The organism is Ensifer sp. D2-11 (assembly GCF_054161295.1).
Genome location: NZ_CP096433.1, coordinates 2,619,616 through 2,645,822, shown reverse-complemented (window position 1 = coordinate 2,645,822; position 26,207 = coordinate 2,619,616). Strand labels below are relative to the sequence as shown.

The 26,207-nt window shown below is 62.3% G+C and carries 32 protein-coding genes and 2 tRNA genes; 24 read left to right on the top strand and 10 right to left on the bottom strand.

What is annotated here, in order from left to right; all coding sequences use genetic code 11:
- Positions 1-43 precede the first annotated feature (43 nt).
- The 4 genes from M1D34_RS12790 (at position 44) to M1D34_RS12775 (ending at position 3,944) form a co-directional block, all read left to right on the top strand.
- Positions 44-1,231: a polysaccharide biosynthesis/export family protein gene (locus M1D34_RS12790; protein ID WP_013843956.1), complete on the top strand. Its 1,188-nt coding sequence runs from the start codon at positions 44-46 to the stop codon at positions 1,229-1,231.
- Between the two features lie 345 nt (positions 1,232-1,576).
- Positions 1,577-2,176, top strand: coding sequence for a bifunctional nicotinamidase/pyrazinamidase (gene pncA, locus M1D34_RS12785; protein WP_004435882.1), 600 nt, complete (start codon positions 1,577-1,579; stop codon positions 2,174-2,176).
- Positions 2,177-2,291: 115 nt separating this feature from the next.
- On the top strand, positions 2,292-3,596 hold the full coding sequence (gene pncB / locus M1D34_RS12780) for a nicotinate phosphoribosyltransferase (protein ID WP_498779308.1): 1,305 nt from the start codon (positions 2,292-2,294) through the stop codon (positions 3,594-3,596).
- 135 nt (positions 3,597-3,731) lie between these two features.
- Complete coding sequence (locus M1D34_RS12775; protein WP_004435886.1) at positions 3,732-3,944, top strand: hypothetical protein; 213 nt, start codon at positions 3,732-3,734, stop codon at positions 3,942-3,944.
- 46 nt (positions 3,945-3,990) lie between these two features.
- Here M1D34_RS12775 and M1D34_RS12770 read toward each other — a convergent pair whose 3' ends face one another.
- The gene (locus tag M1D34_RS12770) at positions 3,991-4,137 is read right to left on the bottom strand and encodes a hypothetical protein (RefSeq protein ID WP_015007151.1); all 147 of its coding nucleotides are present in this window, start codon (positions 4,135-4,137) and stop codon (positions 3,991-3,993) included.
- 335 nt (positions 4,138-4,472) lie between these two features.
- Between M1D34_RS12770 and M1D34_RS12765 the strand changes: the two genes are divergently transcribed.
- The 7 genes from M1D34_RS12765 to M1D34_RS12735 all read left to right on the top strand — a co-directional run bounded on the left by M1D34_RS12765 (position 4,473) and on the right by M1D34_RS12735 (position 10,147).
- Positions 4,473-4,850: a hypothetical protein gene (locus tag M1D34_RS12765; RefSeq protein ID WP_010968679.1), complete on the top strand. Its 378-nt coding sequence runs from the start codon at positions 4,473-4,475 to the stop codon at positions 4,848-4,850.
- 94 nt (positions 4,851-4,944) lie between these two features.
- Positions 4,945-5,172 (top strand): hypothetical protein, encoded by a 228-nt coding sequence (locus M1D34_RS12760; RefSeq protein ID WP_013843958.1) that lies wholly within the window; start codon positions 4,945-4,947, stop codon positions 5,170-5,172.
- On the top strand, positions 5,169-6,614 hold the full coding sequence (locus M1D34_RS12755; RefSeq protein ID WP_248446026.1) for a TolC family protein: 1,446 nt from the start codon (positions 5,169-5,171) through the stop codon (positions 6,612-6,614). Before M1D34_RS12760 ends, M1D34_RS12755 begins: the two co-directional genes overlap by 4 nt.
- 14 nt (positions 6,615-6,628) lie before the next feature.
- A complete protein-coding gene (locus tag M1D34_RS12750) occupies positions 6,629-7,978 on the top strand; it encodes a multicopper oxidase family protein (protein ID WP_004435899.1) in 1,350 nt (449 codons plus the stop codon).
- A 39-nt stretch (positions 7,979-8,017) separates the two neighbouring features.
- Complete coding sequence (locus M1D34_RS12745; protein WP_127598140.1) at positions 8,018-8,497, top strand: cupredoxin domain-containing protein; 480 nt, start codon at positions 8,018-8,020, stop codon at positions 8,495-8,497.
- Positions 8,498-8,518: 21 nt separating this feature from the next.
- On the top strand, positions 8,519-8,803 hold the full coding sequence (locus M1D34_RS12740) for a copper-binding protein (protein ID WP_010968683.1): 285 nt from the start codon (positions 8,519-8,521) through the stop codon (positions 8,801-8,803).
- Between the two features lie 96 nt (positions 8,804-8,899).
- Positions 8,900-10,147, top strand: a complete 1,248-nt coding sequence (locus M1D34_RS12735; protein WP_498779303.1) for an adenylate/guanylate cyclase domain-containing protein — start codon at positions 8,900-8,902, stop codon at positions 10,145-10,147.
- Between the two features lie 47 nt (positions 10,148-10,194).
- Here the strand turns inward: M1D34_RS12735 and M1D34_RS12730 are convergent.
- Positions 10,195-10,269: transfer RNA gene (locus M1D34_RS12730), tRNA-Thr, on the bottom strand.
- Positions 10,270-10,530: 261 nt separating this feature from the next.
- Between M1D34_RS12730 and M1D34_RS12725 the strand changes: the two genes are divergently transcribed.
- From M1D34_RS12725 to M1D34_RS12680, 10 genes are all read left to right on the top strand, one after another.
- On the top strand, positions 10,531-10,746 hold the full coding sequence (locus M1D34_RS12725; protein ID WP_127539899.1) for a hypothetical protein: 216 nt from the start codon (positions 10,531-10,533) through the stop codon (positions 10,744-10,746).
- Between the two features lie 169 nt (positions 10,747-10,915).
- Positions 10,916-12,208, top strand: a complete 1,293-nt coding sequence (gene murA / locus M1D34_RS12720; protein ID WP_498779301.1) for a UDP-N-acetylglucosamine 1-carboxyvinyltransferase — start codon at positions 10,916-10,918, stop codon at positions 12,206-12,208.
- A gap of 154 nt (positions 12,209-12,362) precedes the next feature.
- Positions 12,363-12,803 (top strand): DUF2948 family protein, encoded by a 441-nt coding sequence (locus M1D34_RS12715; RefSeq protein WP_010968702.1) that lies wholly within the window; start codon positions 12,363-12,365, stop codon positions 12,801-12,803.
- A 63-nt stretch (positions 12,804-12,866) separates the two neighbouring features.
- Positions 12,867-14,171: a histidinol dehydrogenase gene (gene hisD / locus M1D34_RS12710; protein WP_010968703.1), complete on the top strand. Its 1,305-nt coding sequence runs from the start codon at positions 12,867-12,869 to the stop codon at positions 14,169-14,171.
- Positions 14,168-14,644, top strand: coding sequence for a UPF0262 family protein (locus tag M1D34_RS12705; RefSeq protein WP_010968704.1), 477 nt, complete (start codon positions 14,168-14,170; stop codon positions 14,642-14,644). The genes hisD and M1D34_RS12705 overlap by 4 nt, the downstream gene beginning before the upstream one ends.
- 13 nt (positions 14,645-14,657) lie before the next feature.
- Positions 14,658-15,137 carry an arsenate-mycothiol transferase ArsC gene (locus tag M1D34_RS12700; RefSeq protein ID WP_010968705.1) on the top strand — a complete coding sequence of 160 codons (480 nt, stop codon included), beginning with the start codon at positions 14,658-14,660 and terminating at the stop codon, positions 15,135-15,137.
- 157 nt (positions 15,138-15,294) lie between these two features.
- On the top strand, positions 15,295-15,513 hold the full coding sequence (gene infA, locus M1D34_RS12695) for a translation initiation factor IF-1 (RefSeq protein WP_004435948.1): 219 nt from the start codon (positions 15,295-15,297) through the stop codon (positions 15,511-15,513).
- A 97-nt stretch (positions 15,514-15,610) separates the two neighbouring features.
- Positions 15,611-16,231, top strand: coding sequence for a Maf-like protein (locus M1D34_RS12690; protein WP_498779296.1), 621 nt, complete (start codon positions 15,611-15,613; stop codon positions 16,229-16,231).
- A gap of 4 nt (positions 16,232-16,235) precedes the next feature.
- Positions 16,236-16,448: a DNA gyrase inhibitor YacG gene (gene yacG, locus M1D34_RS12685; RefSeq protein ID WP_015007157.1), complete on the top strand. Its 213-nt coding sequence runs from the start codon at positions 16,236-16,238 to the stop codon at positions 16,446-16,448.
- A 239-nt stretch (positions 16,449-16,687) separates the two neighbouring features.
- Positions 16,688-16,763 (top strand) — tRNA-Phe (locus tag M1D34_RS12680).
- A gap of 90 nt (positions 16,764-16,853) precedes the next feature.
- On the opposite strand, the gene M1D34_RS12675 is transcribed toward M1D34_RS12680, so the two are convergent.
- Both M1D34_RS12675 and M1D34_RS12670 read right to left on the bottom strand, forming a co-directional pair.
- Positions 16,854-17,318: a type II toxin-antitoxin system HicB family antitoxin gene (locus M1D34_RS12675; RefSeq protein ID WP_004435955.1), complete on the bottom strand. Its 465-nt coding sequence runs from the start codon at positions 17,316-17,318 to the stop codon at positions 16,854-16,856.
- Positions 17,315-17,503, bottom strand: a complete 189-nt coding sequence (locus M1D34_RS12670) for a type II toxin-antitoxin system HicA family toxin (protein WP_013844020.1) — start codon at positions 17,501-17,503, stop codon at positions 17,315-17,317. The genes M1D34_RS12675 and M1D34_RS12670 overlap by 4 nt, the downstream gene beginning before the upstream one ends.
- A gap of 318 nt (positions 17,504-17,821) precedes the next feature.
- On the opposite strand from M1D34_RS12670, the gene M1D34_RS12665 reads away from it, so the two are divergent.
- The 3 genes from M1D34_RS12665 (at position 17,822) to M1D34_RS12655 (ending at position 20,503) form a co-directional block, all read left to right on the top strand.
- Complete coding sequence (locus M1D34_RS12665; protein ID WP_498779293.1) at positions 17,822-18,922, top strand: serine kinase; 1,101 nt, start codon at positions 17,822-17,824, stop codon at positions 18,920-18,922.
- Positions 18,909-19,991, top strand: coding sequence for a nucleotidyltransferase family protein (locus tag M1D34_RS12660; RefSeq protein WP_498779291.1), 1,083 nt, complete (start codon positions 18,909-18,911; stop codon positions 19,989-19,991). Before M1D34_RS12665 ends, M1D34_RS12660 begins: the two co-directional genes overlap by 14 nt.
- A gap of 200 nt (positions 19,992-20,191) precedes the next feature.
- Entirely contained in the window at positions 20,192-20,503 is a 312-nt protein-coding gene (locus M1D34_RS12655) for a hypothetical protein (RefSeq protein WP_498779289.1), read from the top strand.
- Between the two features lie 278 nt (positions 20,504-20,781).
- Here the strand turns inward: M1D34_RS12655 and M1D34_RS12650 are convergent, their stop codons facing one another.
- The 6 genes from M1D34_RS12650 to M1D34_RS12625 form a co-directional block, all read right to left on the bottom strand.
- Entirely contained in the window at positions 20,782-21,171 is a 390-nt protein-coding gene (locus M1D34_RS12650) for a DUF930 domain-containing protein (RefSeq protein ID WP_498779287.1), read from the bottom strand.
- A 221-nt stretch (positions 21,172-21,392) separates the two neighbouring features.
- Positions 21,393-21,854 carry a YbaK/EbsC family protein gene (locus tag M1D34_RS12645; RefSeq protein WP_127598130.1) on the bottom strand — a complete coding sequence of 154 codons (462 nt, stop codon included), beginning with the start codon at positions 21,852-21,854 and terminating at the stop codon, positions 21,393-21,395.
- Between the two features lie 79 nt (positions 21,855-21,933).
- The gene (locus tag M1D34_RS12640) at positions 21,934-22,122 is read right to left on the bottom strand and encodes a hypothetical protein (RefSeq protein WP_004435975.1); all 189 of its coding nucleotides are present in this window, start codon (positions 22,120-22,122) and stop codon (positions 21,934-21,936) included.
- A 71-nt stretch (positions 22,123-22,193) separates the two neighbouring features.
- On the bottom strand, positions 22,194-22,448 hold the full coding sequence (locus M1D34_RS12635; protein ID WP_004435988.1) for a GlsB/YeaQ/YmgE family stress response membrane protein: 255 nt from the start codon (positions 22,446-22,448) through the stop codon (positions 22,194-22,196).
- Positions 22,449-22,611: 163 nt separating this feature from the next.
- Positions 22,612-23,904 carry an L-rhamnose catabolism isomerase gene (gene rhaI, locus M1D34_RS12630; RefSeq protein ID WP_498779284.1) on the bottom strand — a complete coding sequence of 431 codons (1,293 nt, stop codon included), beginning with the start codon at positions 23,902-23,904 and terminating at the stop codon, positions 22,612-22,614.
- Between the two features lie 13 nt (positions 23,905-23,917).
- On the bottom strand, positions 23,918-26,017 hold the full coding sequence (locus M1D34_RS12625) for a bifunctional rhamnulose-1-phosphate aldolase/short-chain dehydrogenase (protein WP_498779282.1): 2,100 nt from the start codon (positions 26,015-26,017) through the stop codon (positions 23,918-23,920).
- Between the last annotated feature and the right edge of the window lie 190 nt (positions 26,018-26,207).

The window sequence follows — 26,207 nt, the reverse complement described above, 5'->3', positions numbered from 1 at the left end:
TATCTGTATGGAATCATTGCTGTGCCGAACACGGAGTGTCGTAGTGAAACGAGTGACTGCCCTTCTGCTTTGTACCGCGCTTGCGGGATGCCAGGCCGTGCCGGGCGAGGGCCCTCTGACAACCGATATCGTTTCGGATGCCGGCCAGTCCGGCTCGGAGATCGGCAGAAGGAACGCGACGGTATTTGATATTGTAGATGTCGATGGCCAGTCGGCGCGGCTCGTTTCCGAATATGTTTCCACAACCCTCAGCCGCCGCTTCGGCATCGGCGGCGGCGTCGGTCAGGTGGTCATCGGCATTGGTGACCAGCTGAAGGTCACGATCTTCGAGGCGGGCAGCGACGGGCTGTTTTCCACAACTGAATCGAAGCAGACGAGCATCGATCTCGTCGTCCAGCCCGATGGCAAGGCGGCAATTCCTTATGTCGGATCGGTCCGTTTTGCCGGCCTGACGCTCGAGCAGGCGCGCCAGGCGATCCTCGATGCATTGAAACAGAAGGCCGTCGAGCCGGACGTGATCGTGACGTCGACGTCGACGGCGTCGCGCATCGTCACGGTGTCCGGTGCCGTCGGCCGTCCTTCGGTCGTGCCTCTCAATCTCGTCAGCGAGACGATCAACGAGGTCATCGCGAAGGCGGGCGGCCCATCGGCGCAGCCCTACGAGACCTATGTGACGCTGGTGCGCGGCAAGAAGACCGGCACGGTCCTGCTGAAATCGATCATCGAGAGCCCCTCGGAAAACATTCACGTAAAGCCGGGCGACCAGATCTTCGTGACGCGCGATCCGCGCACCTTCACGGTGCTCGGCCAGGTGCGGGCAAATCAGCGCGTCGAATTCGGCGCCAACGATCTCAACCTGCTCGAGGCCGTGGCGCTCGCCGGCGGCGGCTCGGATCGGACGGTGGATGCCAAGGGTTACTTCGTGTTCCGCTACGAGGAGCCGGATATCGTCATGAGCCTGCTCGGGCAGGAGCGTTTTCACAAGCTGCTGAGCAAGGGCATGAAGGCCGACCGCGTCGGGCGCTACCCGGTCGTCTACCGGTTCGACATGACGAAACCGGACAGCCTCATCGTCGGTCAGACCTTCCCGGTCAAGAATCGCGACGTCATCTACGCCTCGCGCCATCCCTCTGTCGACATCACGAAGTTCCTCGATTTCGTGGCACGGCCGATCGGTATCGTGAATTCCGGCGTGAACGTCGCCGACAATCTCAACGATTTCAACAACTGACGTTGGAGTAGGCCGACACCAGGCGTGGGCGGTGTCGACGCGGTTGCCGGCGGAATGCTTTCGGCCGGCATGCATTAACGTCCTATAATCAATCACCTTTATAAGGTTCGCAGGTTCGCCGGGATTCGCGTCGCGAGCGTCGAACATGCTTGCCGCGGCGCGCGTTCTATGGTTGATCTGGTTTAGAGCGGGATGAGGAAAAGTGCATGCGGTTTTCCGCCCGCATCCCGCTCTAACTTATTAGAATCGATCACGTTCATGACTTAGGTCGATCCGACCTGAATCATCGTGATCGGGATCGATTTGTTGATGGCCGATGCGGCTCGGCCGGATTTGCGAGAGGCAATGGCTGACGAAGCCCTGATCGTTATCGATATGCAGAACGACTTCTGCCCCGGCGGCGCTCTCGCGGTCGAGGGCGGCGATGAAATCGTGCCCGCCGTCAATCGCCTCATCGACGCGTCGCCGCATGTCGTCCTGACGCAGGACTGGCACCCGGCCGGCCATTCCAGTTTCGCCTCGACGCATCCGGGCAAGGCTCCGTTTCAGACAGTGGCGATGCCTTACGGAGAGCAGACGCTCTGGCCCGAGCATTGCGTCCAGGGGAGCGCCGGTGCCGATTTTCATCCGTCCCTGCGATGGACCTCGGCGGAGCTCGTCATACGCAAGGGCTTCCGTCGCGAGATCGATAGTTATTCCGCCTTTTTCGAAAACGACCACCGGACCCCGACCGGGCTTGCCGGTTACCTGCGCGAGCGCGGCATAAGAAGCGTGACGCTTTGCGGCCTGGCTACCGATTTCTGCGTTGCCTTCTCGGCACTCGATGCGGTCGCCAAGGGTTTTTCGACGTCGGTGGTGCTCGGCGCCTGCCGTGGCATCGATCTGAACGGCTCGCTTGCGGCCATGACCCTGCGCATGCGCGATGCCGGCGTCCGGCTGATCTAGTCGCCCCCGGGACGGGGAAGCGCGGCGTCGGCCGCATCCCCGCTCGGACTTAGGATATCGACCACGATCGCCTCGCTTCAGAGCGGGTCATGACGGTCCAAGAGGAGCGTATTGCATGCCAAAGACCGATATCGCGCGACGGGTCTATAACCATACCTGGAAGCTCGATCCGATCGTCCGCAGCCTGCTCGATACGGATTTCTACAAGCTTTTGATGCTGCAGATGATCTGGCAGCTCTATCCGGACGTGGACGCGACCTTTTCGCTGATCAACCGCACGAAGACGGTGCGCCTTGCCGACGAGATCGACGAACAGGAACTGCGCGACCAGCTCGACCACGCGCGAGGCCTGCGCTTCACCAAGAAAGAAATGATATGGCTTGCGGGTAACAGCTTCTATGGCCGCACGCAGATCTTTTCGCCGGAATTTCTCGCCTGGCTCGCAAGATTCCGCCTTCCGGAATACGAGCTGTCGTGTCGTGACGGCCAATTCGAACTGACCTTTCGTGGCCGCTGGGCCGAGACGACGATGTGGGAAATCCCTGCGCTCGCGATCATCAACGAGTTGCGCTCGCGCGCGGCGATGAAAGGGCTCGGCCCATTCACGCTGGACGTCCTCTATGCCCGCGCCAAGGCCAAGATGTGGTCGAAGGTCGAGCAGTTGCGGGAGCATCCGAACCTGCGCATTTCCGACTTCGGTACGCGCCGGCGGCACAGCTTCCTATGGCAGCGCTGGTGCGTCGAGGCGCTCAAGGAAGGCATCGGCTCGTCCTTCACAGGCTCGAGCAACGTGCTGCTGGCAATGGACAATGATCTGGAGGCGGTCGGCACCAATGCGCACGAGCTGCCGATGGTGGCTGCGGCGCTTGCCCGCAACGACCGCGAGCTTGCGGCCGCGCCCTACAAGGTTCTGCAGGACTGGAACCAGCTCTATGGCGGCAACCTCCTGATCGTGCTCCCGGACGCGTTCGGGACGGCCGCGTTCCTCAGGGATGCACCCGACTGGGTGGCGGACTGGACCGGCTTCCGGCCGGACAGTGCCCCGCCCATCGAGGGAGGCGAGAAGATCATCGCCTGGTGGAAGAAGATGGGCCGAGACCCGCGGGAGAAGCTTCTGATCTTCTCCGACGGCCTCGACGTCGACACGATCATCAGGACCTACTGCCATTTCGAAGGGCGCGTGCGCATGAGCTTCGGCTGGGGAACGAACCTGACGAATGATTTCGCCGGCTGCGCCCCGACCGAAATCAACGGCCTCAACCCGATCTCCATCGTATGCAAGGTCAGCGAGGCAAATGGCCGTCCGGCCGTCAAGCTCTCGGACAACCCGCGCAAGGCGACGGGGGATCCAGCCGAGGTCGAGCGCTATCTGAAATTTTTCGGCAGCGAGGATTTCGTGGAGCAATCCGTACGGGTGTGACGAGAGAAAAGAAACCGGCGGCTGCGGCTTCGAATCCCTCAATCATATGACTTATTGCGGTACCTCACTATTTCCTTGAATTTCCCCCCGATTGCCCCATGATGAGGTCGTTGAGGTACACCTTGGGAGGGGTTCGTGCGTCAGGCCTATTCTCCGGATGACGTGGACGTCATGCGCGGAGCGCTCGATATCTGGTGCGCTCTGCACAACGTCGGCAGGGATGGTGTGGAGGCCAACAGGGCCGCCAAGCGCATTCTCGACTTGATGGACACGAAGAAGTGCTCCTGCGACGAACTTCTGGCTCAGCTGGGAGATTTCGGCCCGGAACAGCGTCGCCGCGTTTCCTGACGCATATCCTCGGGCGATCTTTGTGCGCCTGACAAGGCGGCCTCTTTCATCGTGGTATCGATGAGGTGATTTCGTGCGACACGGCGGCATTCGCCGCCGGGCGGTAGCTGGACAGCGCAAAATGCAGGATGCCGCTGACTGTGATGGACAGGGCGAGAACCGCGACGGTGACGCCGAGACCCGATTTGATCATGTCCATCTTCTCCGACCTGTTGTTTTGCTTCCGCGTTCGAAAGAGCGCGGAATAGAGTTATTCCTGTGGCGCCGGCCGGGCTGTTCCCCGAGGAACGGAGAATATGGTTAACAATTTCCTGACCGTGGCGGGCATGCCACGGCACCTGAGACTTTCAATTATTTCTCGTCCCCGATATTTTCCGATTGACCTTGCCATCGTTGTAAGCCCTAGAACTCGAAATCGGGTTGCAGCGGCGAAGTTCGCCCGTTGTAGTCGCGCCACACGTCGATGCGCCTTGCGTGTCGATGTGAGCTGAAGATTGACAATTTTGAGCCCGATGATAGGCATTGAGCATGGGCATGCTGCGAATCACGACGCAAAAACTGTTGATTCTGTTCCGCCTGGTGATTTTCGTGTCACTGGCGGTATACGCATTGCCGAGTTCCTCCGCAGCCATGCACAGCGGCTGGTCCAAATCTGAAATCGCGCAGTCGAGCGACCATCACGATATGGCGAGCGGCGTGCATTCGCACGGCGATCAAGACTCCTCTGCCGAAGGCGACCAAAAGCCCGCGAAGCAGCAATGCTGCAAAGACTTCTGTGCCGGCATGGCGATTCTCGCGGCGACCGACGCTATTGGCGGACCCCGCGTATCCCCCGTCCGGGAATTCGTCGACGACGCCCGGACGACGGGCGAAATGCCGCTGCTGCACCGGCCCCCAAGCGCCTGAATAGGATGCACCCGTCCGATTGACGGGTCGAACGCGTGTTCGCGAGCAAGCCTTGCTCTCGAGCGCTGCCGCAATCTCCTATTCGGATAAATCCATGAAACATCTGTTTTTCGTGGCCGTCCTGCCGCTTCTTGCGAGCGGTTGCGCCGCCACTCTGCCTCCCGATGTGATCGCTTCGGGGGAGCTCCCGGCCAACGATGCCGACGTGCGCCCCGTTGCCTATACGAGTCCTGTCGCGGGCTATACGGACCGCAGGGCAGTCGATCCCAAACCATGGCGCGACCAGAATGATGCGCAGGCTCCGAAAGGAGGCGCATCATGATGAAAGCCAGGATGAAGCTGGCGGCGACGCTCGCACTGCCGCTGGTACTCGGCGGCTGCGTTACCGCTGGCGAGTACGCGGTTAAGAATGCCGGGTTTTCCCTGGTCGCGGCGACAACGGCCGAAGCCGCCGGCAAGCAGACCGTATGGGTGCAGAACCAGGAACAGGCTCGCTCCGTCTCCGAGCGGGTGAAGACGCTGATGGCGAAGAAAGCCATCGACGTCGAGACGGCGGTCCAGGTCGCGCTGCTCAACAACAAGGGGCTGCAGGCGGCCTATGCCGATCTCGGCGAGTCGGCGGCCGACGCCTGGCAGGCGACAATGCTCGTCAACCCGACCGTCGGTGTCGGGCTGACGGGAATCGGCACGCCGGGGCTTACCGCATTCCGGACCGTCGAGGGCGCGATCGTCTCCAACATTCTTGCGCTTGTCACGCGCGACAGGAATATCGCGCTCGCCGACACCGAGTTCCGGAAGGCGCAGCTGGATGCCGCTTCGCGCACGTTGCAGCTTGCTTCCGAGACGCGGCGTGCCTGGATCAATGCCGTAGCGGCTTGGGAAACGGTGGGCCAGCTCAACCAGGCGCAGGCGGCGGCCGACGCGGCGTCCGAGCTTGCCGAAAAGCTCGGCGAGAGCGGGGCCATGACGAAGGGGTCGCAGGCCCGCGAGCATGTCTTCTACGCCGAACTGGCGGGAGAAGGGGCCAAGGCGCGGCTCGAGGCGCGTCTGGCCAAGGAGGAACTGACGCGGCTGATGGGCCTCTGGGGTTCGGACGTCAAATTCCAGGTGCCGAACCGGCTGGCTTCCCTGCCGAAGGGCCTGATGAAGCGCGACCAGATCGAGGCGGAAGCCCTGCGGCGCCGTGTCGATCTCCAGATGGCGAAGCTCGACCTGGAGGCGACGGCCAGATCCTACAATCTGACCGAGGCCACCCGTTACGTCACCGACCTCAACCTCCTCGCCGGCTTCGAGACCGAGCGGGCAAAGGAGGACGGCGACATTTCGTCGGAGACGACCGGCCGGGTCGATCTCGAATTCGCCATTCCCATCTTCGACAGCGGCAAGGCGCGCATGCGTAAGGCCGAGCTCGCCTATATGCGGGCGGCGAACCTTCTCGCCGAGAAGGCGGTCAATGTCCGCTCGGAAGCACGCTCGGCCTATCAGGCCTACCGCGCCAACTACGACATCGCCCGGCACTACCGCAACAGCGTCGTGCCGCTGCGCACCAAGATCGAGGAGCAGTCCCTCCTCACCTATAACGGGATGATCACCAGCACCTTCGAACTGCTCGCCGACAGCCGCGAAAAGGTCAATTCGATCCTGCTCGCGATCAACGCCAAGCGCGACTTCTGGCTGGCCGAGGCGGATCTGGCTCCGGCGATTTATGGCGGGGGAGCCTCCGGCGAAACCGAGGTCGCAGCGGCCGCCGAAAGCGGCAACTGAGAAAGGAACCGAACATGTTCAACAGACGACAGTTACTCGGCGCGAGCGCCGCACTGGTATCCACCGCCGCCTGGGCGAAAACGTCGAATATGGGTCTGCCGGAAGCGGCAATCATGGAGACGGCGGAAACGCAAGCTCCCGTCCGTCCGGCCTCCGGCCCCGACTACAACCCGGTGGTGACCGTCAACGGCTGGACCGCGCCTCACCGGATGAACAGCGGTGTCAAGGAGTTCCATCTCGTCGCCGAGCCGGTCGAGCGCGAGATGGCGGAGGGCATGACCGCCTATCTCTGGGGCTATAACGGCCAGTCGCCGGGTCCGACGATCGAAGCGGTCGAGGGCGATCGGGTCCGCATCTTCGTCACCAACAAGCTGCCGGAGCCGACGACGATCCACTGGCACGGCATGATCCTGCCGTCCGGCATGGATGGGGTCGGCGGGCTGTCGCAGCCGCACATCCCGCCCGGCAAGACCTTCGTCTACGAGTTCGATCTCGTGAAGTCCGGCACCTTCATGTACCACCCGCATTCCGACGAAATGGTGCAGATGGCGATGGGGATGATGGGCTTCTTCGTGATCCATCCCAAGGACCCGAAGTTCATGCCGGTCGACCGGGATTTCGTGTTCCTGCTCAACGCCTACGACATCGAGCCGGGCTCCTACGTGCCGCGCGTCATGGAAATGACCAACTTCAATATGTGGTGCTGGAACAGCCGCATATTCCCGGACATCAGCCCGCTCGTCGTTTCCAAGAACGACCGTGTGCGCGTACGGGTCGGCAACCTCACCATGACCAACCACCCGATCCACATGCACGGCTACGACTTCGAGGTCACATGCACCGACGGCGGCTGGGTCCGGCCGGAGGCGCGGTGGCCGGAGGTCAGCATCGACATTCCGGTCGGCGCCATGCGGGCCTACGAATTCGACGCCAAATACGCGGGCGACTGGGCGATCCATTGCCATAAGTCGCACCACACGATGAACGCCATGGGACACGACATCCCGACCTTCATCGGGGTCGACAAGAAGGAAGTCGCGCAAAAGATCCGGAAAGTCCGCCCGGAATACATGCCGATGGGCACGGCCGGCATGTCCGACATGGGCAAGATGGAAATGGAACTTCCCGAAAACACCATACCCATGATGACCGGCTGGGGACCGCACGGGCCGATCGAGATGGGCGGCATGTTCTCCGTCGTCAAGGTGCGCGAGGGCATCTCGGCGGACGATTACTCCGATCCCGGCTGGTACGAAAACCCGCCCGGAACGCAGGCCTGGGAGTGGACGGGCGAGCTTCCCGACTGGACCAGGGCCGACAACGCAAAGACCCAGATCACGCCGAAGCACTCCAAACACGGGTGATACCGCATGACCATCTTCAACCAACCAAAGGACAATACGATGAAAGCTGCAATCTTCGGACTTCTTGCCGCGGCGCTCGCCTCACCGGCGCTCGCTTCCGGCAGTCACGAGGGCGGTCATGACGAGGCCATGGCCGTCGGGGAACCCGGCAAGAAGGCCGACGTCACCCAGACGATCCGGGTGACCATGAAGGAGACGGATGACGGCCAGATGATCTTCGCGCCGTCGGACTTCCAGGTCCGCGAGGGCCAGACCGTCCGTTTCGCGATCAAGAACGCCGGCGAGCTCGAGCATGAATTCGTCCTCGACCAGCAGGACAAGGTCATGGAGCACAAGGCGGCGATGGAGAAATTCCCCGACATGGAGCACGAGGATCCGAATGCGATCCGTCTCACCCCCGGAAAGTCCGGCGAAATCGTCTGGAAATTCACCAATGCCGGCACGTTCAAGATCGCGTGCCTGGTGCCGGGTCACTACGACGCGGGCATGCACGGCGACGTGACCGTCGCACAGAAATAAATCCTCAGGAAAGGGTCTCACATGAAAACGATCGTAAAGTCCACGCTGGCCTTCGCCCTCGCTCTCGGCACGGCCTATGGCGCTTTCGCCGCCGACTTCACCAAAGGCACCGTCAAGAAGGTCGATGCCAAGGCGAAGAAGGTCACACTGATGCACGAGGACCTGAAGGAGCTCGAAATGCCTGGAATGACGATGGTCTTCCGGGTCAAGGACGAAGCCCTTCTGTCGAAGCTGAAGGAAGGCGATCAGATCGAGTTCGTTGCCGAACGCGTCGACGGCAAGCTGACCGTCACCGAGGTGAAGTAGTCCACCGGGGGGAGGCGGAGGCGGCGGGATTGCCGCCGCCTCCCCATCCCGGCTTTGCCGGCTAACCGGTAAGCATCACCCCTGATCGGGTAGGACATGACGTATACGCTTCACGCACCCTGGGACTTCGCAAAGGAAATCCGCTCGAGCGCACTGAGGTTCGTCGCCTTCGCGATCTTGATTGCAAACCTCCTGCTCGGTGGAAGCGAGGGAACCAGAGACACGCACTACGTCGTCGTCATCGCCTATTTCATCATCAGCATCGTTTCGGTCGCGACCGCACTGTTTCTCCCCGGCCGCTTCTGGCTCAAGACGCTGTTCGTCGTTCTGGACGGGCTGCTCGTCGCGGCGATCCTTTACGCCTATATCCTCGCTCCGGCTTCCGAGGACCATAACCTGACCACGACCAGCCTCGTGGTCGGTTTCGTCCTGCTCATCCACGCCGGCCTCCAGCTCGACCGCCGCCTCGTTCTCACTTTTTCCGGGATCGTCCTCGTTTCCTGGGTGGCCATGCTGGCCCTCTCGGCGGTGAGACACGGGGCCAGAGACGTCATGGCGCTGCTTTCTTCCTTCTTCAGTCAGGACTTCGGGCTGACGGTGAGCTTCGGCTTCACAGCCTTTGCCACCTACCTGCTTGCGAGGGATCACGACCGGACGCGCAACGAGGCGCTCGAAGCGGACCAGCGGCGTCGCAATCTCTCGCGGTTCTTCTCGCCGCTGATCGTGGCGGAACTGCAGAAAGGCGGCGATGCTTTCGGCCTCGGCCGGCGCAACGCGGCGATCATGTTCGTCGACCTGCGCGACTTCACCAGATTCGCCGAGACTGCCACCGCCGGCGATCTGGCCTCCGTTCTGGCGGAATACCGCCGGTTCGTCTCCCAGACGATCTTCGATCATGGGGGGACCGTCGACAAGTTCATCGGAGACGGTGTCATGGCCGTATTCGGACAGCCGCGGCCCATGGAAAACGATGCCGACCGGGCACTTGCCTGTGCGCTGGATCTGGTCGATGCGCTCGACGACTGGAGGAACCACAACCTCTCGAACGGCTATCCCACCCTCGATGCCGTCATCGGCCTGCACTACGGCACGGTCGTCGGAGGCGTTCTGGACAGCGGCGTCCACAGCGAGTTCACCGTGATAGGCGATGCGGTGAACGTGGCGCAAAGACTCGAAACCCTGGCCAAGTCGCTCGACGCCCCGCTTGTGATCTCGCTTGCGCTGATCGAGCGGCTGCAAGGCCCGATCCCGACAGCCGAGTGGATGTCCCTGAAATCAGCCGCCCTGGCGGGCCGGCGGCTCCCCGTCGACGTCTGGTACCTGCCGCGGCAAACGCAGGCGTAAGGCTTCGGCCTTCATGGCTGGCAAATAACTGTTCTCTTGAGGAAAACTGGTGCTGCTAGAGAGATTTGAACTCTCGGCCTCTCCCTTACCAAGGGAGTGCTCTACCCCTGAGCTATAGCAGCATCCGGCGGCGCTTCGTGGCAAGCCGCATCAGGCGAGGGGCCTATTGCCATAGCTTGAGGGAGAGCGCAAGCCGCATTTCGAAGTTTTTGGGCGGGCCGCGCCGGGAAGATGGCGGGCTCACACGGTCCAGGGCGCGCAAGCTCTTCCATTGCAGCCTTTTGCGCCACGGACCGGCCCGGAAGCCGCTTCGCGGATTTCCCCGATTTCGCTCTCACCTGGCCGGCTTGCCGCTTCCGAAGGCCCTGGTTTTGCGGTAATGGATGGCCATGCAGAGCGACGACCACAATAAGCATGCGCCGGGGCGGGGAAAAGGCGGAGGGCATTCGAGCGAGGCCGAGGCGAGGCGGCAGCGTCTGGCGAAGAACCTGCGCGACAATCTCCAGCGGCGCAAGCAGCAGATGCGCGCGCGCCGGGCCGGTGCTGCGGACGAGACATCCGGATTGCCTGCCGTAAAAACGGACGAATCGGAAGATTAGGTTCTGCAACCGGCGGCAGGCGGGGCCTTCCGGGTCCTCGCTTTCCCTGCACCCCGCATTTCAAGGCACTTCTAATTTCACCGCATCTCCACTAAAGAGACGCCCTTCAACAATGCCGGATCGGCATCGATTTTCCAGAAAGGCGGGCAGCGCCCGTGCGAGAGGTCTCATGGATCGCATCAGGATTGTAGGCGGAAATGAACTCCACGGGGTGATCCCCATCTCCGGCGCGAAGAACGCCGCCTTGCCGCTGATGATCGCGTCGCTCCTGACCGACGACACGCTGACACTCGAAAACGTCCCGCATCTGGCCGATGTCGAGCAATTGATCCGCATCCTCGGCAATCATGGTGCCGACATTTCCGTCAATGGCCGGCGCGAGCGCCAGGGCGAGAGCTATGCCCGCACGGTCCATTTCACCAGCCGCAACATCGTTTCGACGACGGCGCCTTATGAACTCGTCTCGAAGATGCGCGCGAGCTTCTGGGTCATCGGGCCGCTGCTCGCCCGTGAAGGCAAGGCGCGGGTGTCTCTGCCGGGCGGCTGCGCCATCGGAACGCGTCCGGTCGACCTCTTCATAGAGGGACTGGCAGCACTCGGCGCCAACATCGAGATCGATGGCGGCTACGTCAACGCCACGGCGCCGGCAGGCGGGCTCATCGGTGCGCGCTACGTGTTCCCGAAAGTTTCCGTCGGCGCGACGCATGTGCTGATGATGGCGGCAACGCTTGCCAACGGCACGACCGTGCTCGGCAATGCCGCACGCGAGCCCGAAATCGTCGACCTCGCCAAATGCCTGAACGCCATGGGCGCGAAGATCAGCGGCCAGGGCACGAGCACTGTTACCATCGAGGGCGTGCGCTCGCTCTCGGGCGCCCGCCACCGCGTGCTGCCCGACCGCATCGAGACTGGAACCTATGCGATGGCGGTCGCCATGGCAGGCGGCGACGTCATTCTCGAAGATACCGAGGCGAGCCTCCTGGACACGGCCCTGGAGGCGATCCGCCGCGCCGGTGCGGAGATCAGCGAGACGAACAGCGGCATCCGCATCGTTCGCAACGGCGCCGGCATCAAGCCGGTCGACATCGTCACCGATCCGTTCCCCGGCTTCCCCACCGACCTCCAGGCGCAGTTCATGGGGCTGATGACCCGGTCGAGCGGGGTTTCCCACATTACCGAGACGATCTTCGAAAACCGCTTCATGCATGTGCAGGAACTGGCGCGGCTCGGCGCCAAGATCTCGCTTTCCGGCCAGACGGCCAAGGTCGAGGGCGTGTCGCGGCTGAAGGGCGCACCGGTGATGGCGACGGATCTCAGGGCCTCCGTCTCGCTCGTCATCGCCGGCCTCGCTGCCGAGGGCGAGACCATGGTCTCGCGCGTCTACCATCTCGACCGCGGCTTCGAACGCCTCGAAGAGAAGCTCACGCGCTGCGGCGCCCATGTCGAGCGCGTCAGCGACTGATCCGGCCTGGCGCGGCCAATCAGGTGCGCGGAGCCGCTGTAGCCCTTTCGGTCACTTCCCGCGCCCGAGCCGTTGCGGTTTCGGGCGCAACGTCCTATGTCCTTGACGATCACCCGCTAAAATGCGGAGCATGAAAACGGACGGGATGAATCGCATGGATGCTTTGAAACTGCTGGCACTCGACGAGGAAGACCTTGGTGTCGTCTCCGCCCATGTGCAGGACGCAGTCTTCAAGGTGGCGGGCACCGCCTACGACGCCCGGCGCCGGCAGTTCACCCTGGTGGTCAACCGCTTCGTCTGGGAGAAGGCGGAGGGCAAGCGCCGCAGCTTCGAGCGGCGCCGTGCCGTCCTTCTGTTCAAATGCGTCAGTGCCGTGCGGTCGCTCGGCTTCGATCGCACCGACATGGAAGCGGTGCTCGATCTTCTCGCCCTGCGTTTCGACGTCAAGGGGGAGGGGCCGGAAGGCACGATCGAGCTGGTGCTCGCGGGCGAGGCATCGATCGCGCTCGATGTGGAGTGCATCGAGGTGCAGTTTGCCGATACCGGCGGCGCCTGGGAGACGGCATTCAAGCCGCGCCACCCCGAGGGCGCCTGAGCACTCGGATTGAGACCTCCCGCTTGAGCGTCCCCGCCGGCCACCACCAAAAGGATCATCGCATTGGCAATCAGGCTGAACTATCTCGATACGAGCTTTGAGCGCGATTTCGCCGCGTTCCTGACGACCAAACGGGAAGTTTCCGAAGACGTCAACGCCGTCGTGCGCGCCATCATCGACGATGTCCGCGCCCGCGGAGATGCGGCGCTCGCCGACTATTCCGCGCGTTTCGACGGGATCGACTTTACTGTAACCGGCATGGCGGTGACGTCGGCGGAAATAGACGCGGCGATCCACGCGGTCGCTCCGGAAGTACTCGGCGCATTGAAGGTCGCGGCGACCCGCATCGAGGCGCATCACCGGCGGCAATTGCCGAAGGACGACATTTACGAAGACCAGATGGGCGTCGGCCTCGGCTCGCGCTGGACACCGATCGACGCGGTCGGTCTCTATGTGCCGGGCGGCACGGCGAGCTATCCGAGCTCGGTTCTGATGAACGCCCTGCCGGCCAAGGTCGCAGGCGTGCCGCGCATCGTCATGGTCGTGCCGGCCAGCGGCGGGTCGATCAATCCGGCGGTGCTCGCGGCCGCCCGCCTCGCCGGCGTCGAGGAGATCTACCGCATCGGCGGCGCGCAGGCCGTGGCGGCGCTCGCTTACGGCACCGAGACGATCGAGCCGGTGGCGAAGATCGTCGGCCCTGGAAATGCCTATGTCGCGGCCGCCAAGCGGCAGGTTTTCGGCACCGTCGGCATCGACATGATCGCCGGGCCGTCGGAAGTGCTGGTGATCGCGGACCGCGACAACGATCCGGATTGGATCGCCGCGGACCTGCTCGCCCAGGCCGAGCACGACGCCGGCGCGCAGGCAATCCTGATCACCGACGATGCCGCCTTCGGCGACGCGGTCGAAAAGGCGGTGGAGCGTCAGCTGAAGACGCTGCCGCGCGCCGAGACGGCGGCAGCGAGCTGGCGCGATTTCGGCGCCGTGATCCTGGTTCCGGATTTCGACAAGGCCGTGCCGCTCGCCAACCGCATCGCCCCGGAACATCTCGAGCTGGCGACCGCCGATCCCGACGCGATGGTCCCCGCGATCCGCAATGCCGGTGCGATCTTCATCGGCAGGCACACACCCGAAGTCATCGGCGATTATGTGGGGGGGTCCAACCACGTGCTGCCGACGGCGCGTTCGGCGCGGTTCTCCTCCGGCCTCGGCGTGCTCGACTATGTGAAGCGAACCTCGATCCTGCGGCTCGGCCCGGATCAGTTGCGCATTCTCGGGCCCGCCGCGATCGCGCTGGCGAGATCGGAAGGCCTCGAGGCCCATGCCCGGTCGGTCGCCATCCGCCTCAATCTCGGGGAAGAGGGATGAAGGCCGATCGCAACCTGCGGCTCTGCGATGTCGTGCTGGACGAGACGATCGGCCGCTCGACGCCGGACGTGGAGCACGAGCGCGCGGTTGCGATCTTCGACCTGCTCGAAGAAAACCTGTTCGAGCCCGTCGGGCATCCCGGGGGCCCCTATCGGCTCAATCTGTCGCTGGTCGACGCGAAGCTGGTCTTCCGGATTTCGACCGACGGCGGTACCGAGGTCGCCACCCACATCCTCTCGCTCACGCCTTTTCGCCGTATCGTGAAGGACTACTTCATGATCTGCGAAAGCTATTACCAGGCGATCCGGTCGGCGACGCCGAGCCAGATCGAGGCGATCGACATGGGGCGGCGCGGCATCCACAACGAGGGTTCGCAGACCCTGATGGACCGGCTGTCGGGCAAGATCAGGCTGGATTTCGATACGGCACGCCGGCTCTTCACGCTTGTCTGCGTGCTCTACTGGCGCGGCTGACGGGGAGGCGGAGATGATCGCGACCGCGATGCCGCAATCGAAAGCCCCCCGCTCGGTTCTTTTCATGTGCGGCATGAACGCCATCCGTTCGCCGATGGCCGAGGCGCTCGCCCGCGTGGCGCTTCCGAAAGGGACCTATGTCGCCTCCGCCGGCGTCCGGCAGGGCGAGCGGGATCCCTTCGTGGACGTGGTTCTCGAAGAGGTCGGGCTGACGATCGGCCGGCATCAGCCGCGCACGCTCGAAGAGCTTGAGGACGATTACTTCGACCTCATCGTGACGCTGGCGCCCGAAGCCCACCACATGGCGCTTGAATTGACCCGATCCATGGCAGTGGATGTGGTATATTGGCCGACACCCGACCCGACCGTTGCGACCGGCACACGGGAGCAGATCGTGGCCGCCTACCGGGCGGTGCGCGATCATCTGGCGACGCTGATCGCAAGCCGTCTCGCCGTGGAAAGCCAGCAGAAAGGCAGTCCTCCGGCGGCATGATTCCGATCCTCGCGCCGTGATTCGATGCGCGATGATCGGGTACCCGAAAAAGCCTGATCAAAGCGGTTCACAAAGCCGCGGCGATTGTGTAGTTTCCGGCAACTTTTCGAGGATGCCTGTTGCATCCGCTATTGAACACGAGAAAGAACAGTCCTGCATGGCGAAAGAAGAAGTCCTAGAGTTTCCGGGCGTGGTCACGGAATTGCTTCCCAACGCGACCTTTCGCGTGAAGCTTGAAAACGAGCACGAGATCATCGCCCACACGGCGGGCCGCATGCGCAAGAACCGTATCCGCGTTCTGGCCGGCGACAAGGTGCTCGTCGAGATGACGCCCTATGATCTGACGAAGGGCCGTATCACCTACCGCTTCAAGTAGGCTCCGGCCAATGCATGCCGCCCCGAAATGCTGAGCGCTTTTGGGCAGCGACATGCATGACCTTGACGCAAACATCCGGGAATAACGGCTCGCATCGATGGCAGTGACCAAGAAACTGATACTGGCGTCCGGATCGTCGCGTCGCGTCGAGCTCCTGGCGCAGGCGGGAATCGAGCCCGCGCGCCTCATGCCGATGGACCTGGACGAAACGCCGAAGCGTTCGGAGCATCCGCGGTCGCTCGCCCGCAGGCTGTCGGCCGAAAAGGCGAAGGCCGCGCTTTCTGCGATTACCGGCGACCCCGCCTGGGACGGCAGCTACATTCTCGCAGCCGACACCGTAGTTTGCGTCGGCCGCCGTATCCTGCCGAAGCCGGAACTGGTGAGCGAGGCATCGAGCGCACTGCACCTTCTGTCGGGCCGCAGCCACCGCGTCTATACGGGCATCTGCCTCGTCACGCCCGACCGCACGCTTCGCCAGAAGGTGATCGACACCAAGGTGCGCTTCAAGCGCCTTTCCACGCTCGATATCGAGAGCTATCTCGCTTCCGGCCAGTGGCGCGGCAAGGCCGGGGGCTATGGTATCCAGGGAATTGCCGGAGGGTTCGTCGTGAAGCTGGTCGGCTCCTACACCAATGTGGTAGGCTTGCCGCTCTATGAGACCGTCAATCTCCTCGTCGGCGAAGGGTACGACGTGCACGATCGTTGGCTGGAAGGCTGAGAAGATGCGCGGCGGAGGCAAGAAAAACGGATCGAACGTAGAACCCCTGCGCGCAACGCGTCCCTGTGCGGAGTGCGGACGCCCGTCCGTGCGCGAGCATTATCCCTTCTGCTCCGAGCGATGCCGTAACGTCGATCTCAATCGCTGGCTGTCCGGTTCCTATGCGATCCCGGTCGCCGACGACGAGTCGAAGGCCGACGACAGCGACGAACGGTAATTCTTCTCTCCACCGAAACGTTCGTTATTGTCGAGCGGCCCTGGGGAATTCGCGGGCGCCGGCGATCTCTCTGAATTTCTTCGACTTTCACCACTTTTCCGCGGGCAGCTAAATTCCTTCGAAAAAGAGTCATTTGGTGCTGGACACGGCCGAACAAGATGTTATAACCCCGCTCGCTTCCGGGGCGAACGACACGCCCCAGCGGTTTCCCAAAGGAAACTGCCGCCGTCAAGGCAGATGCCCGGATAGCTCAGTTGGTAGAGCAGCGGATTGAAAATCCGCGTGTCGGTGGTTCAAATCCGCCTCCGGGCACCATTTTCTTTTTTTTGGGGGGAGCAGTTGTGATGGCACGGCATTTTAGCGCGGCGTCAGGTCGTCGCGGACAGCCTCATTCGCGTGGCGCAGTCAGTGTGCATCCCGCTTAGCTATTTCCCGGACACTGTCGCGCAACGACCCGCCGAATATTTTCTCTCTCGCGGCTGTCACCAGAAATGCGGAACGTGTCAAACCGGCGGAACTTGCGGCCTCGTCGATAGCCGCCAAGAGTCCGGCTTCCATCGAAATATTGGCCTTTACCGGGCGGCTATCCTCGACAATGGCGGGAACGACAACGAAGGCCGCTCCATCCGCGAGTTGTTCGGCGACCTCGGGGTCCTGACGCAGTTCGTCAATGCTTCGCGGCTCCGGGACCTCGCCGTCGTCGATCCAATCGGCGATCGCGGCCGCAGCATTGCGCAATGCCTCATCTACAGTCCTGCCCATCGCAGTCGCGCCCGGTGCATCAGGAAAGGCGACACCGTAAGCCCCATCATGTCCGTCCAGTAGAGCAAAAAACCTAGCCATTTCCGTCTCCGTCCGTTGGCCGGTCATTTCCAACCCGCCGCCTTAGCTATCGAGCGCGCCACGCCTTGCGTAACCACACGGTGGCGAGGCACCTGAATTTTCCTGTGGCCGGCTTTGACGAAATTATCATGTTCGCCGCCGCCGATATTGTGCCAGCCCTCACTTTCAAGGCGGGAAACTATCTTACGGCGATCATCTTCAAATTTCGGCATCAGCCCTCCACTATGCGCAAATATATGCGTAAAATAGCGCGTAGCAAGAACATGCACACAATAAATGCGCAAAACGGTCGTTTGTGCGAGTTGGCCGTCCGCAGCCGTCACACCAACCCCGCGCGGGCAGTTCGAGGCCACGGCACTCATCGGCGCCCCTAATCCAAGCTGCTTATTTCACCACCGAAAGATGTATCTTTAGCAGTATCCCATTGAATCCTCTGCCGTTGGCGCCTCATCGGGGCTGGCGGGATCGCGAATTTTCGACCACAAATACGAAAACATGCCGAGGCACGCGGCAGCGCGAGGGGAGTTGGAATGAAGTTCCGCGTCTCCGACGGGGCACGATTTTTTCTGCTTGGACAGCGCAAGACGATTTTCGTCGAAGCGTCGCAGCAGATTTTTGAGGTCGACGATCTTACGGCGTATCTCACCTGCCTTCTCGCCGAATCCATGTCGCAGCGCCGGCTGGAGGCCGATCTCGTGGCGCGTGGCGCCGGCCGGGCCGAAGCGCGCAGATCGGTGCGGGACTACCTCCGTTACATGTCCGGCGAGGGTCTGCTGGAGATTGCTTTCGACGCCGAGGAGGGGGAGCCGCTGCACACGCATGTGCTGGATCTGCAGGGAGCCGCCGTCTCGATAGCCTATCACGATAGAGGTCTCCTCGATCTGATCCTGCCCGTATTCGATCATCAGGCGTCGGAGGGCCTGAAGCCGTCGGCCTCCTACGCGGTGACCAAGTTCGGCAACCGCGTGTGCGTCAGCCGCAGCCGTTCCCCCGGTATGATCGTCGCGGTCAACGAAGCGGTGCCGGCGCTGAAAGCGCTGCTGACGGAGGATGTGCTGGCAAGCCTCGGCACGAAGGTCGCGCTACATGCCGCCCTCCTGGTGAAGAACGGGAAGGGGCTTCTGATTTGCGGCGCGCCGGGCGCAGGCAAGTCGACCCTCGCCCTCGCGCTTCTCGAAGCAGGCTTTGCCTGCGGCGGCGACGATATCGCGCTGATGAGGTCGGACGGCCTGCTGCGGGGCGTTCCCTTCGCCCCTGCTCTGAAGCGCGGCTCATGGGGTCTCCTCGAAGGCATGCGCGGCACGATCGAAGCGGCGCCGGTTCATCGCCGCCTCGACAACCAATATGTCCGCTACCTTGCGTCGGTCCCCTTTGCGTCTGACGATGCGGTACCGCTCGGCACCGTCGCGCTTCTGCGCCGCCGCAAAGGTCGGACCGCACTTGCCGCGGTCGAACCGGCGCGGGTTCTGTCGGAACTCTTTCTCGGCGCCTTTACGCCAACACGGCGCCTCGATCTGTCGCAGTTCGACGCCCTGCTGGGCGCCATCCGCGGCGCCAGTGCCGTCGAGCTTTCCTATATGCGACTGGACGAGGCCGTAGAGATGCTGAGCAGGCACCATGACGGGTCGTAGCTACCGAAACCTTCTTGCGCTCACATCCTGCCTCAACGGCAACCCTCCGGCTGACGTGGACTGGGAGCAGGTCATCGCGCTTGCGAATGAAAGCCTGACGGTTTCCTCACTGGCTCTTGCGGCGACGAAATATGCGGGGGACGTGCCCGAGGATGTCAGCCGATACCTTTCTCTGATTTACGACAGGAACGCGGAGCGCAACAGGAGACTGTTGGCGCAACTGACGGAGGCGGTACATTGCCTCAACCGCATCGGCGTGGAGCCGGTCCTCATGAAGGGTGCGGCAATCCTGGTCGGACAGAAGCCGGACGAGATCGGAGCGCGGATGCTGACCGACCTCGATATTCTCGTCCGCCCCGCCGACATGGCCTCATCGATTGGAGCACTGCAGGATATCGGTTACGAGATCCGCCTTGCCGCCGGCAGCGGTTCATGGCCGGGAAACCCCAAATTCCATCTGCCCGCAGTCCTGGAGCGGCCGACGGATGCAGGGAGCATCGATCTTCAATGCCGGCCGAAGGGGCCGGCCTCCTTCAGCGACATCGAATGGCTGTATGGGCACAGCCGCAGGATCGCCCTCGATGGAGGAGACGTCCGCGTTCCCACGCCCTTTGCCCAGATCGTCTTCCTGATCCTGCATGATCAGTTCCAGGATGGCGACTACTGGCGCGGCCTGATCGATCTGCGACACCTTCTCGATCTGTCGAAGCTCGCAGCCTCGGACAGCGTCGACTGGGAGCATTTGATGTCGCTTTTCGCCAGGGGCTACGAAAGACATGCGGTCGAGACGCAAATTCTGACGGCCGACACGCTGTTCGGGATAGGCGGGGCGTCCGGTTTGTCCGCCGGGAAGCTGCCGCGGCTTCAATTGCAACGCAGACAGGTCCAGCTTGGAAGGGATTATCTCTTCGTCCCCTTCACCATTTTCACGCTCTTGACCGAGATCGCCCACTACCCGTTCTGGGACCGGTACGGCGGTGAGCCATACCCATCGCGGCGCCAGGAGGGTAAGCGGAAAATCCGCGAGTTGCGACGCATCTTTCGGTCGAGACCGTCAGGAAAGATCTAGGGCAGCTATTGATAGCTGAAGGTGCCGATTCCTGTAACGTTCTTTAATGTAAGGGAAATATATATTTGTAGCTATCTGTGATTAATTACAATTGATTATATAGTATTCTATATTTCGGGACGCACCCAAATGTAACACTATTATATCGAAAAATATTACTGTAAATTCGGCGAAACAGTCAACGCACAGGGGAGGCGTCCATGAGTTCCGAAATGCCAAACGGGCTGCCGTCGCGCAGCGACGAAGACCGGCGCGAGTTTCTGAAGAACTGTGGGCGCTTCGCGGTGGTGACGCCACCTGCCGTCACGATGCTGCTTTCCACGAGCCTCACCTCGAACGCGATCGCCAAGTCGGGCGGCGGCGGAGGAGGCAGTTCGAAGGGCAATAATGGTTACGGCAACGGGCCGGACGCAACAAATCCCGGTAGCGCGCACGGCGGCGGTGTGTCGCAGGGCGGCCGGGGAGCCGGGCAGTCGCAGGCCGGTTCGAAGACCGGCGGGGCCCTGCGTTAATCGCGCGCCAATGCGGGTCGTGGGGCGAAGCAAGCCGGATCACGCCCATGGAAGTGATTTGTTAACCAATTTCTTACAAAATTCTTGACGTCGATGATGACGGGCCGGCTGGCCCGTCGGTCCGGCGCAGGTGCGGCATTCGTCTTCCTGAGGAGTTGGTAGGATGTACGAAATGACGGAACACATGATGAAGGTGCTGATGAGCATCATCGCCGTACTGTCGCTCGGGTCCTTCCTGTTCCTGATGGCGGTCCTCTAGGCGAGATTGTGCGGCTCCCTCAGGGGTAAAGATAGAGCTGGTCCCAGTTCTCCCGCGGCACGCGTTCGCCGATCTTGTATTCGAAAGACAGCACTTCGAGGTGCTCGGAATCCGTCTTGCACCTGAATGCCAGCTTGTACCAGTCCCCCTTGCTTCGGAATACCGCGCCCGTCGCCTTCATCTTGTCGCCTTTCATGACGGGATCGGCAAAGGTATAGGCGATGACCTTGTCCGGTTTGAACCGGTTCTTGTCTGCGCCGATCCGCTCCATCGCTTCCGTGTCGCAACGCTGCTCCAGCCGCGTCTGGGGATCGAGCTTCTCGAATTGCCGGACGAGGGACCGGTCCATTGCTTGCGTCGGGCATGCCGCCAATGTGGCGAGGGTGAAGGCGCAGACGAGTGCTCTCATTCTCCGTACCGCTCCAGATCTACAGCGCAGTGGCATTCCGACTCATCGGCCTGCTGGGTGGGTCCTGTCTGCATTCAGTTAAACTATGTGGCCATTCCAAGGCCACCGTTTCCAAGACCACCGTATGTTTCTTTCAATCAGGGGCCACGAATAAAGACATGCAGCAGATCAAAGTGCTGCAGCAATTTTTGCGCTTCTGATAAGGCACGGTGCTGGAGGCCTCACACCGCCGAGACATCGATCCATTCTGCACCGGTCAGTTCGGCCATGCGCCCGGGGCTGATATGGACGGCGGCGTTGGTCGCACCGGCGGCGGGAACGACGACGTCGAACGATTTGAGCGACTCGTCGCAATAGACGCTGTGGGGCTTGGCGAGCCCGAAGGGGCAGACCCCGCCCACGGGATGGCCCGTTTCCGCCTCGACCTCGTCGAAGCCGAGCATGCGCGCCTTGGTTCCGAACCGCGCCTTGTATTTCTTGTTATCGAGGCGCGCATCGCCGCGCGTGACGATGAGGATGATTTCGTCGCCGACCCGGAGCGCGAGGGTCTTGGCTATCTGCGCCGGTTCGACGCCATGACCCTCTGCCGCGAGCGCCACGGTTGCGGTGCTTTGCTCCAGCTCGATGACGTCGATGTCCGGCGCGTGCCGGGAAAAGAACTGTTTGACGGAAGCAAGACTCATTTCTGGCGATCTGTACTTTGGATGAAATCAGCGTGCAGGCCGCGCATGGCTAAAAACCGCCGTTCGGGCGCGGCACATTTCAGTCGTCATTCGAGGCATCGAGATCTTCGGGACGCATCCCTTCCTGCTGCGACGGCAGGTAGCCGTGGCTTGCGAACCAGGTTTCGAGAATCGTGGAGATCGCCTGTTCGCGCGTCAGGGTACCGGGGTGGTCCGCGATGTACGACTTGAGCGCGTCTTCGATCTTTTCCGCGTAGAGTTCGGTCATTTTCGCCTCCGCTCATTGGCTTGCGATGGCCGGTCCGCGCCCGGCACGGACCGTATGATGGTAAACGCGGATCAGGCCTGTTTGACGACGCGAATCAGCACCAGAAGGATCACGGCGCCGATCGTCGAGTGAATAATGGCAGAAAAGATGCCGGTGCCGATGCTGATCCCGATGGCCGGGAAGAGAAGGCCGGCGATGAAGGCGCCGACGATGCCGATCACGATATTCCCGAGCAGACCGAAGCCGCCTCCGCTGACGATCAAACCGGCAAGCCAGCCTGCAACCGCGCCGACGATCAGGAATACCAGAATGCTTTCAATGCCCATGAATCACCCTCTCGTTGTATCTGAAGAAGAGGATAAACCATGTTTCGGAATGAGATAGAAGGCAATTTGGCCGCGCGCTGAATTTTTGACCGCGGAATGCCTTCTGCGCCGCTGCCGCGACTTTCTACCGTTCTGGTTCGGAGAAAGTCGCTGCCGGTGCCGCTCAGACGATGCCGCCGCCGCCGCCGGCGATTGCAGGACGCTCGGCCGCCACCCTGGCGCGGTAGCCGCTTGCCCGGTAGGCGGCAACCGGCGCGATTGCGCCGTCATTTTCCAGGCGGGCCATGGCGAGGATGGGCTCGACGTCGGTCCGGAAGGCAGTCTTCAGTGTTTCTGATGCCATCAGCGCATCGTTCTCCTCCTGATAGCCTGCAAGTGCCTTGCGATCGACGATAAGCGCCTGAGCATAGGCACGGCCGACCTCCATGGCGCTGGTCATCAGGCTTTCGATCGGGTCCGTCACGTTGTGGCTCTGGTCGAGCATATGGGCCGGATCGAAACCGTTCGCGGCGCGTGTCTCCGCATCGACGAGCTCGTTGAAGACAAGGAACAGGCGGTAGGGGTCGATCGATCCGGTATCGAGATCGTCGTCGCCGTATTTCGAATCGTTGAAATGGAAGCCCCCGAGCTTCTTGAACTGGATCAGCCGGGCGACGATCATCTCGATGTTGACGTTCGGCGCGTGGTGCCCGAGATCGACGAGGCAGAAGGCGTTGGGCCCGAGCTCCTGCGCGATCAGGTAGTTCGTGCCCCAATCCTGCACGACCGTAGAGTAGAAGGCCGGTTCGAACATCTTGTGCTCGGTGAAGATGCGCCAATCATCCGGAAGCGCCGCGTAAACTGCCTTCATCGAGTCGAGATAGCGTTCGAAGGCCCGGGTGAAATTGCTCTGGCCGGGGAAGTTGGAGCCGTCGCCGACCCAGACCGTCAATGCCTTGGAACCGAGCGCCTTGCCGATCTCGACGCATTCGAGATTATGCTCGATCGCCTGGCGCCGGGTCGCGGAATCGGTGTGCGAAAGGGAGCCGAACTTGTAGGAATGCGCCTGGCCGGGCGCGTCCGAGAAGGTGTTCGAGTTCATCGCGTCGAAGCTCAAGCCGAGCGCCGAGCCCTTCTCCTTCAGCGCCCCCAGATCGGACACCTTGTCCCAGGGGATGTGGAGCGACACGGCCGGCGTCGCCCGCGTCAATTGCTGGATGACGGCGCAGTCTTCAAGCTTGTCGAATATGTTGCGCGGCTCGCCGGGGCCGGGGAAACGGGCGAAGCGCGTGCCGCCGGTGCCGACGCCCCATGACGGGACCGCAACGCCGTAGGCCGCGACCTTGGCCTTCACCGCATCGATATCGATGCCGCGGCGGGCGAGGCGCTCGCCGAGGCTTTCATAGTCACGTGTCAGAGCGCCCCGGCGGCTTGCATTCTCGGCATCCAGGACGGATGTGCTGATCATCAGGGTCATCGGAGCCTCCCTATCAGCGGGTGAAGGACTGGGCATTGCCCGCGTCGACATTGACGATATTGCCGGTGGACTTCGCCGACATGTCGGAAGCGAGGAAGTAGATCGCCTCGGCGATATCTTCCGGGAAGACGCTGAGCTTCAGCATCGAGCGTTCGCGGTAATGCGCCTCCAGCTCGTCGACGTCCATCTTGTAGGCAGCTGCGCGCTGTTCCTTCCATTCGCCGGTCCAGATCTTGGAGCCGCGCAGAACCGCGTCGGGATTGACCACGTTGACGCGGATCTGCGCCGACGCTCCTTCGAGCGCCAGGCAGCGGGCGAGATGGATTTCGGCCGCCTTGGCCGTGCAGTAGGCCGAAGCCCCGGGCGAGGCGGCAAGTCCGTTCTTGGAGGCGACGAAAACGACATTGCCGCCGGCCTTCTGGTTGCGGAAGATGCGGAAAGCCTCGCGCGAGACCAGGAAGTAGCCGGTCGCGAGAATGTCCATGTTCTTGTTCCAGAGCGCCAGCGTCGTGTCCTCCACGGCCGCCGAAGTGGCGAGGCCGGCATTGGAAACGAGAATATCGAGGCCGCCGAAGGCAAGCAGCGCGTCGCCGAAGCCCGATTCGACGGCTGCCTCGCTCGTGACGTTCATGTTGACGGAACGGACGAAGTCCTTGCCGTATCGGGTGGAAAGCTCCGTCTGAGCAGCTTCGAGCGCCGTCTCGTCGATATCGGCAAGCACCACGCAGGCGCCCTCCTGCATCAGCCGGTTGGCCGTCGCCTTGCCGATGCCGCCGGCGCCGCCGGTGACGAGCGCGATGCGCCCGGCAAGGCTCTTCGGCTTCGGCATACGCTGCAGCTTGGCTTCTTCGAGCAGCCAGTATTCGATATCGAAAGCTTCCTGCTCCGGCAGCCCGACATAGGTCGACACGCCGGACGCGCCGCGCATCACGTTGATCGCATTGACGTAGAACTCTGCCGAGATGCGCGCCGTCGCCTTGTCCTTGGCGAAGGTGATCATGCCGACGCCCGGCACCAGATAGACCACCGCGTTCGGATCACGCATGGCCGGGCTGTCGGCGCGCTTGCAGCGCTCGTAATAGGCAGCGTAGTCGGCGCGATAGGTGGCGATCGCCTCGGGCAGGCCCGCAAGGGTATTGCCGACATCCGGCTGCGCCGGGTCGAAATCGACGACCAGCGGCCGGATCTTGGTGCGCAGAAAGTGGTCGGGGCAGCTCGTGCCGAGCGCCGCCAGCGGCTCGAGGCTGGTCGAAGTCACGAAATCGAGCACCGCCTGACTGTCGTCGAAATGACCGACCTTGCTTTCCCCCGCGCTGATGAGACCGCGGATCACCGGCATCAGCTTCTTGGCGATGGCGGCGCGATCGGCGGCGGCGAGCACCGGTTTGGACCGGCCGCCGAAGGCGGGACCCGTGTTCTCGGTCTCGAACCAGGCGATGGCGCGGTTGATGATCTCGATCGTCGTCTCGTAAGCCTCCTTCGCCGTGTCGCCCCAGGTGAAGAGGCCGTGGCTTTCGAGCACGACGCCGCGCGCATCCGGGTTCTCCTGGCAGAACTTTTCAAGCCAGAGGCCGAGTTCGTAGCCAGGCCGCTTCCACGGCAGCCAGCCGATCTCGTCGCCGAAGATCTTGCTCGTCAGTTCCCTGCTGTTCTTCGAGGCGGCGATGGCGATGATCGCATCCGGATGCATGTGGTCGACATGCGGCTTCGGAACATAGGCGTGCAGCGGCGTGTCGATCGAGGCGGCGCGGGGGTTGAGGTCGAAAGTGCAATGGGGCAGGTAGCCGACCATCTCGTCTTCGAATTCGACGCCGCGATAGATGCCCTTCAGCGCGCGGAGCTTGTCCATGTAGAGGGTGGAGAAGCCATCCATCTTGATCGTGCCGACGTCGCCGCCGGAGCCCTTGACCCAGAGGACCTCGACCATTTCGCCGGTCAGCGGATCCTTTTCCATGACCTTGGCGGAGGTATTGCCGCCGCCGTAATTGGTGATCCGCTTGTCCGATCCGAGGAGGTTCGAACGGTAGAGGAGCTTTTCCGGCTCGGTCATTCCTGCCGCCTTGCCGTCGTCCCAAAGATTGGCAAGGCGCGCGCCCTGGTGCTTGTCGAGCATGTCCAACTCCTCCGCTGATCTGGCTGCCGCAACATGAACCGCGGCCATATGATTGGCACCAGATCACACGGTGATTACGCGGATGTCAATCAAAAACGATCAAAAACGTTCATGATGCGCCGCACAATGGAAAAACATGATTGATTGTGATTGACAATGCTCGGAAGGGATGGAAGCATGCGGAGCATCG

Coding starts and splice junctions, on each gene's coding strand:
- rhaI (WP_498779284.1), bottom strand. CDS start 23,904: ATGACCCTGATGATCAGCACATCCGTCCTGGATGCCGAGAATGCAAGC.
- M1D34_RS12665 (WP_498779293.1), top strand. CDS start 17,822: ATGAAGTTCCGCGTCTCCGACGGGGCACGATTTTTTCTGCTTGGACAG.
- M1D34_RS12750 (WP_004435899.1), top strand. CDS start 6,629: ATGTTCAACAGACGACAGTTACTCGGCGCGAGCGCCGCACTGGTATCC.
- M1D34_RS12755 (WP_248446026.1), top strand. CDS start 5,169: ATGATGAAAGCCAGGATGAAGCTGGCGGCGACGCTCGCACTGCCGCTG.
- M1D34_RS12690 (WP_498779296.1), top strand. CDS start 15,611: ATGGCAGTGACCAAGAAACTGATACTGGCGTCCGGATCGTCGCGTCGC.
- M1D34_RS12705 (WP_010968704.1), top strand. CDS start 14,168: ATGAAGGCCGATCGCAACCTGCGGCTCTGCGATGTCGTGCTGGACGAG.
- M1D34_RS12650 (WP_498779287.1), bottom strand. CDS start 21,171: ATGAGAGCACTCGTCTGCGCCTTCACCCTCGCCACATTGGCGGCATGC.
- M1D34_RS12765 (WP_010968679.1), top strand. CDS start 4,473: ATGGGCATGCTGCGAATCACGACGCAAAAACTGTTGATTCTGTTCCGC.
- M1D34_RS12725 (WP_127539899.1), top strand. CDS start 10,531: ATGGCCATGCAGAGCGACGACCACAATAAGCATGCGCCGGGGCGGGGA.
- M1D34_RS12635 (WP_004435988.1), bottom strand. CDS start 22,448: ATGGGCATTGAAAGCATTCTGGTATTCCTGATCGTCGGCGCGGTTGCA.
- murA (WP_498779301.1), top strand. CDS start 10,916: ATGGATCGCATCAGGATTGTAGGCGGAAATGAACTCCACGGGGTGATC.
- M1D34_RS12745 (WP_127598140.1), top strand. CDS start 8,018: ATGAAAGCTGCAATCTTCGGACTTCTTGCCGCGGCGCTCGCCTCACCG.
- M1D34_RS12645 (WP_127598130.1), bottom strand. CDS start 21,854: ATGAGTCTTGCTTCCGTCAAACAGTTCTTTTCCCGGCACGCGCCGGAC.
- M1D34_RS12740 (WP_010968683.1), top strand. CDS start 8,519: ATGAAAACGATCGTAAAGTCCACGCTGGCCTTCGCCCTCGCTCTCGGC.
- M1D34_RS12655 (WP_498779289.1), top strand. CDS start 20,192: ATGAGTTCCGAAATGCCAAACGGGCTGCCGTCGCGCAGCGACGAAGAC.
- M1D34_RS12670 (WP_013844020.1), bottom strand. CDS start 17,503: ATGCCGAAATTTGAAGATGATCGCCGTAAGATAGTTTCCCGCCTTGAA.
- M1D34_RS12660 (WP_498779291.1), top strand. CDS start 18,909: ATGACGGGTCGTAGCTACCGAAACCTTCTTGCGCTCACATCCTGCCTC.
- M1D34_RS12625 (WP_498779282.1), bottom strand. CDS start 26,017: ATGCTCGACAAGCACCAGGGCGCGCGCCTTGCCAATCTTTGGGACGAC.
- yacG (WP_015007157.1), top strand. CDS start 16,236: ATGCGCGGCGGAGGCAAGAAAAACGGATCGAACGTAGAACCCCTGCGC.
- M1D34_RS12700 (WP_010968705.1), top strand. CDS start 14,658: ATGATCGCGACCGCGATGCCGCAATCGAAAGCCCCCCGCTCGGTTCTT.
- M1D34_RS12640 (WP_004435975.1), bottom strand. CDS start 22,122: ATGACCGAACTCTACGCGGAAAAGATCGAAGACGCGCTCAAGTCGTAC.
- infA (WP_004435948.1), top strand. CDS start 15,295: ATGGCGAAAGAAGAAGTCCTAGAGTTTCCGGGCGTGGTCACGGAATTG.
- M1D34_RS12715 (WP_010968702.1), top strand. CDS start 12,363: ATGGATGCTTTGAAACTGCTGGCACTCGACGAGGAAGACCTTGGTGTC.
- pncB (WP_498779308.1), top strand. CDS start 2,292: ATGCCAAAGACCGATATCGCGCGACGGGTCTATAACCATACCTGGAAG.
- M1D34_RS12760 (WP_013843958.1), top strand. CDS start 4,945: ATGAAACATCTGTTTTTCGTGGCCGTCCTGCCGCTTCTTGCGAGCGGT.
- M1D34_RS12675 (WP_004435955.1), bottom strand. CDS start 17,318: ATGACCGGCCAACGGACGGAGACGGAAATGGCTAGGTTTTTTGCTCTA.
- M1D34_RS12770 (WP_015007151.1), bottom strand. CDS start 4,137: ATGATCAAATCGGGTCTCGGCGTCACCGTCGCGGTTCTCGCCCTGTCC.
- pncA (WP_004435882.1), top strand. CDS start 1,577: ATGGCTGACGAAGCCCTGATCGTTATCGATATGCAGAACGACTTCTGC.
- M1D34_RS12735 (WP_498779303.1), top strand. CDS start 8,900: ATGACGTATACGCTTCACGCACCCTGGGACTTCGCAAAGGAAATCCGC.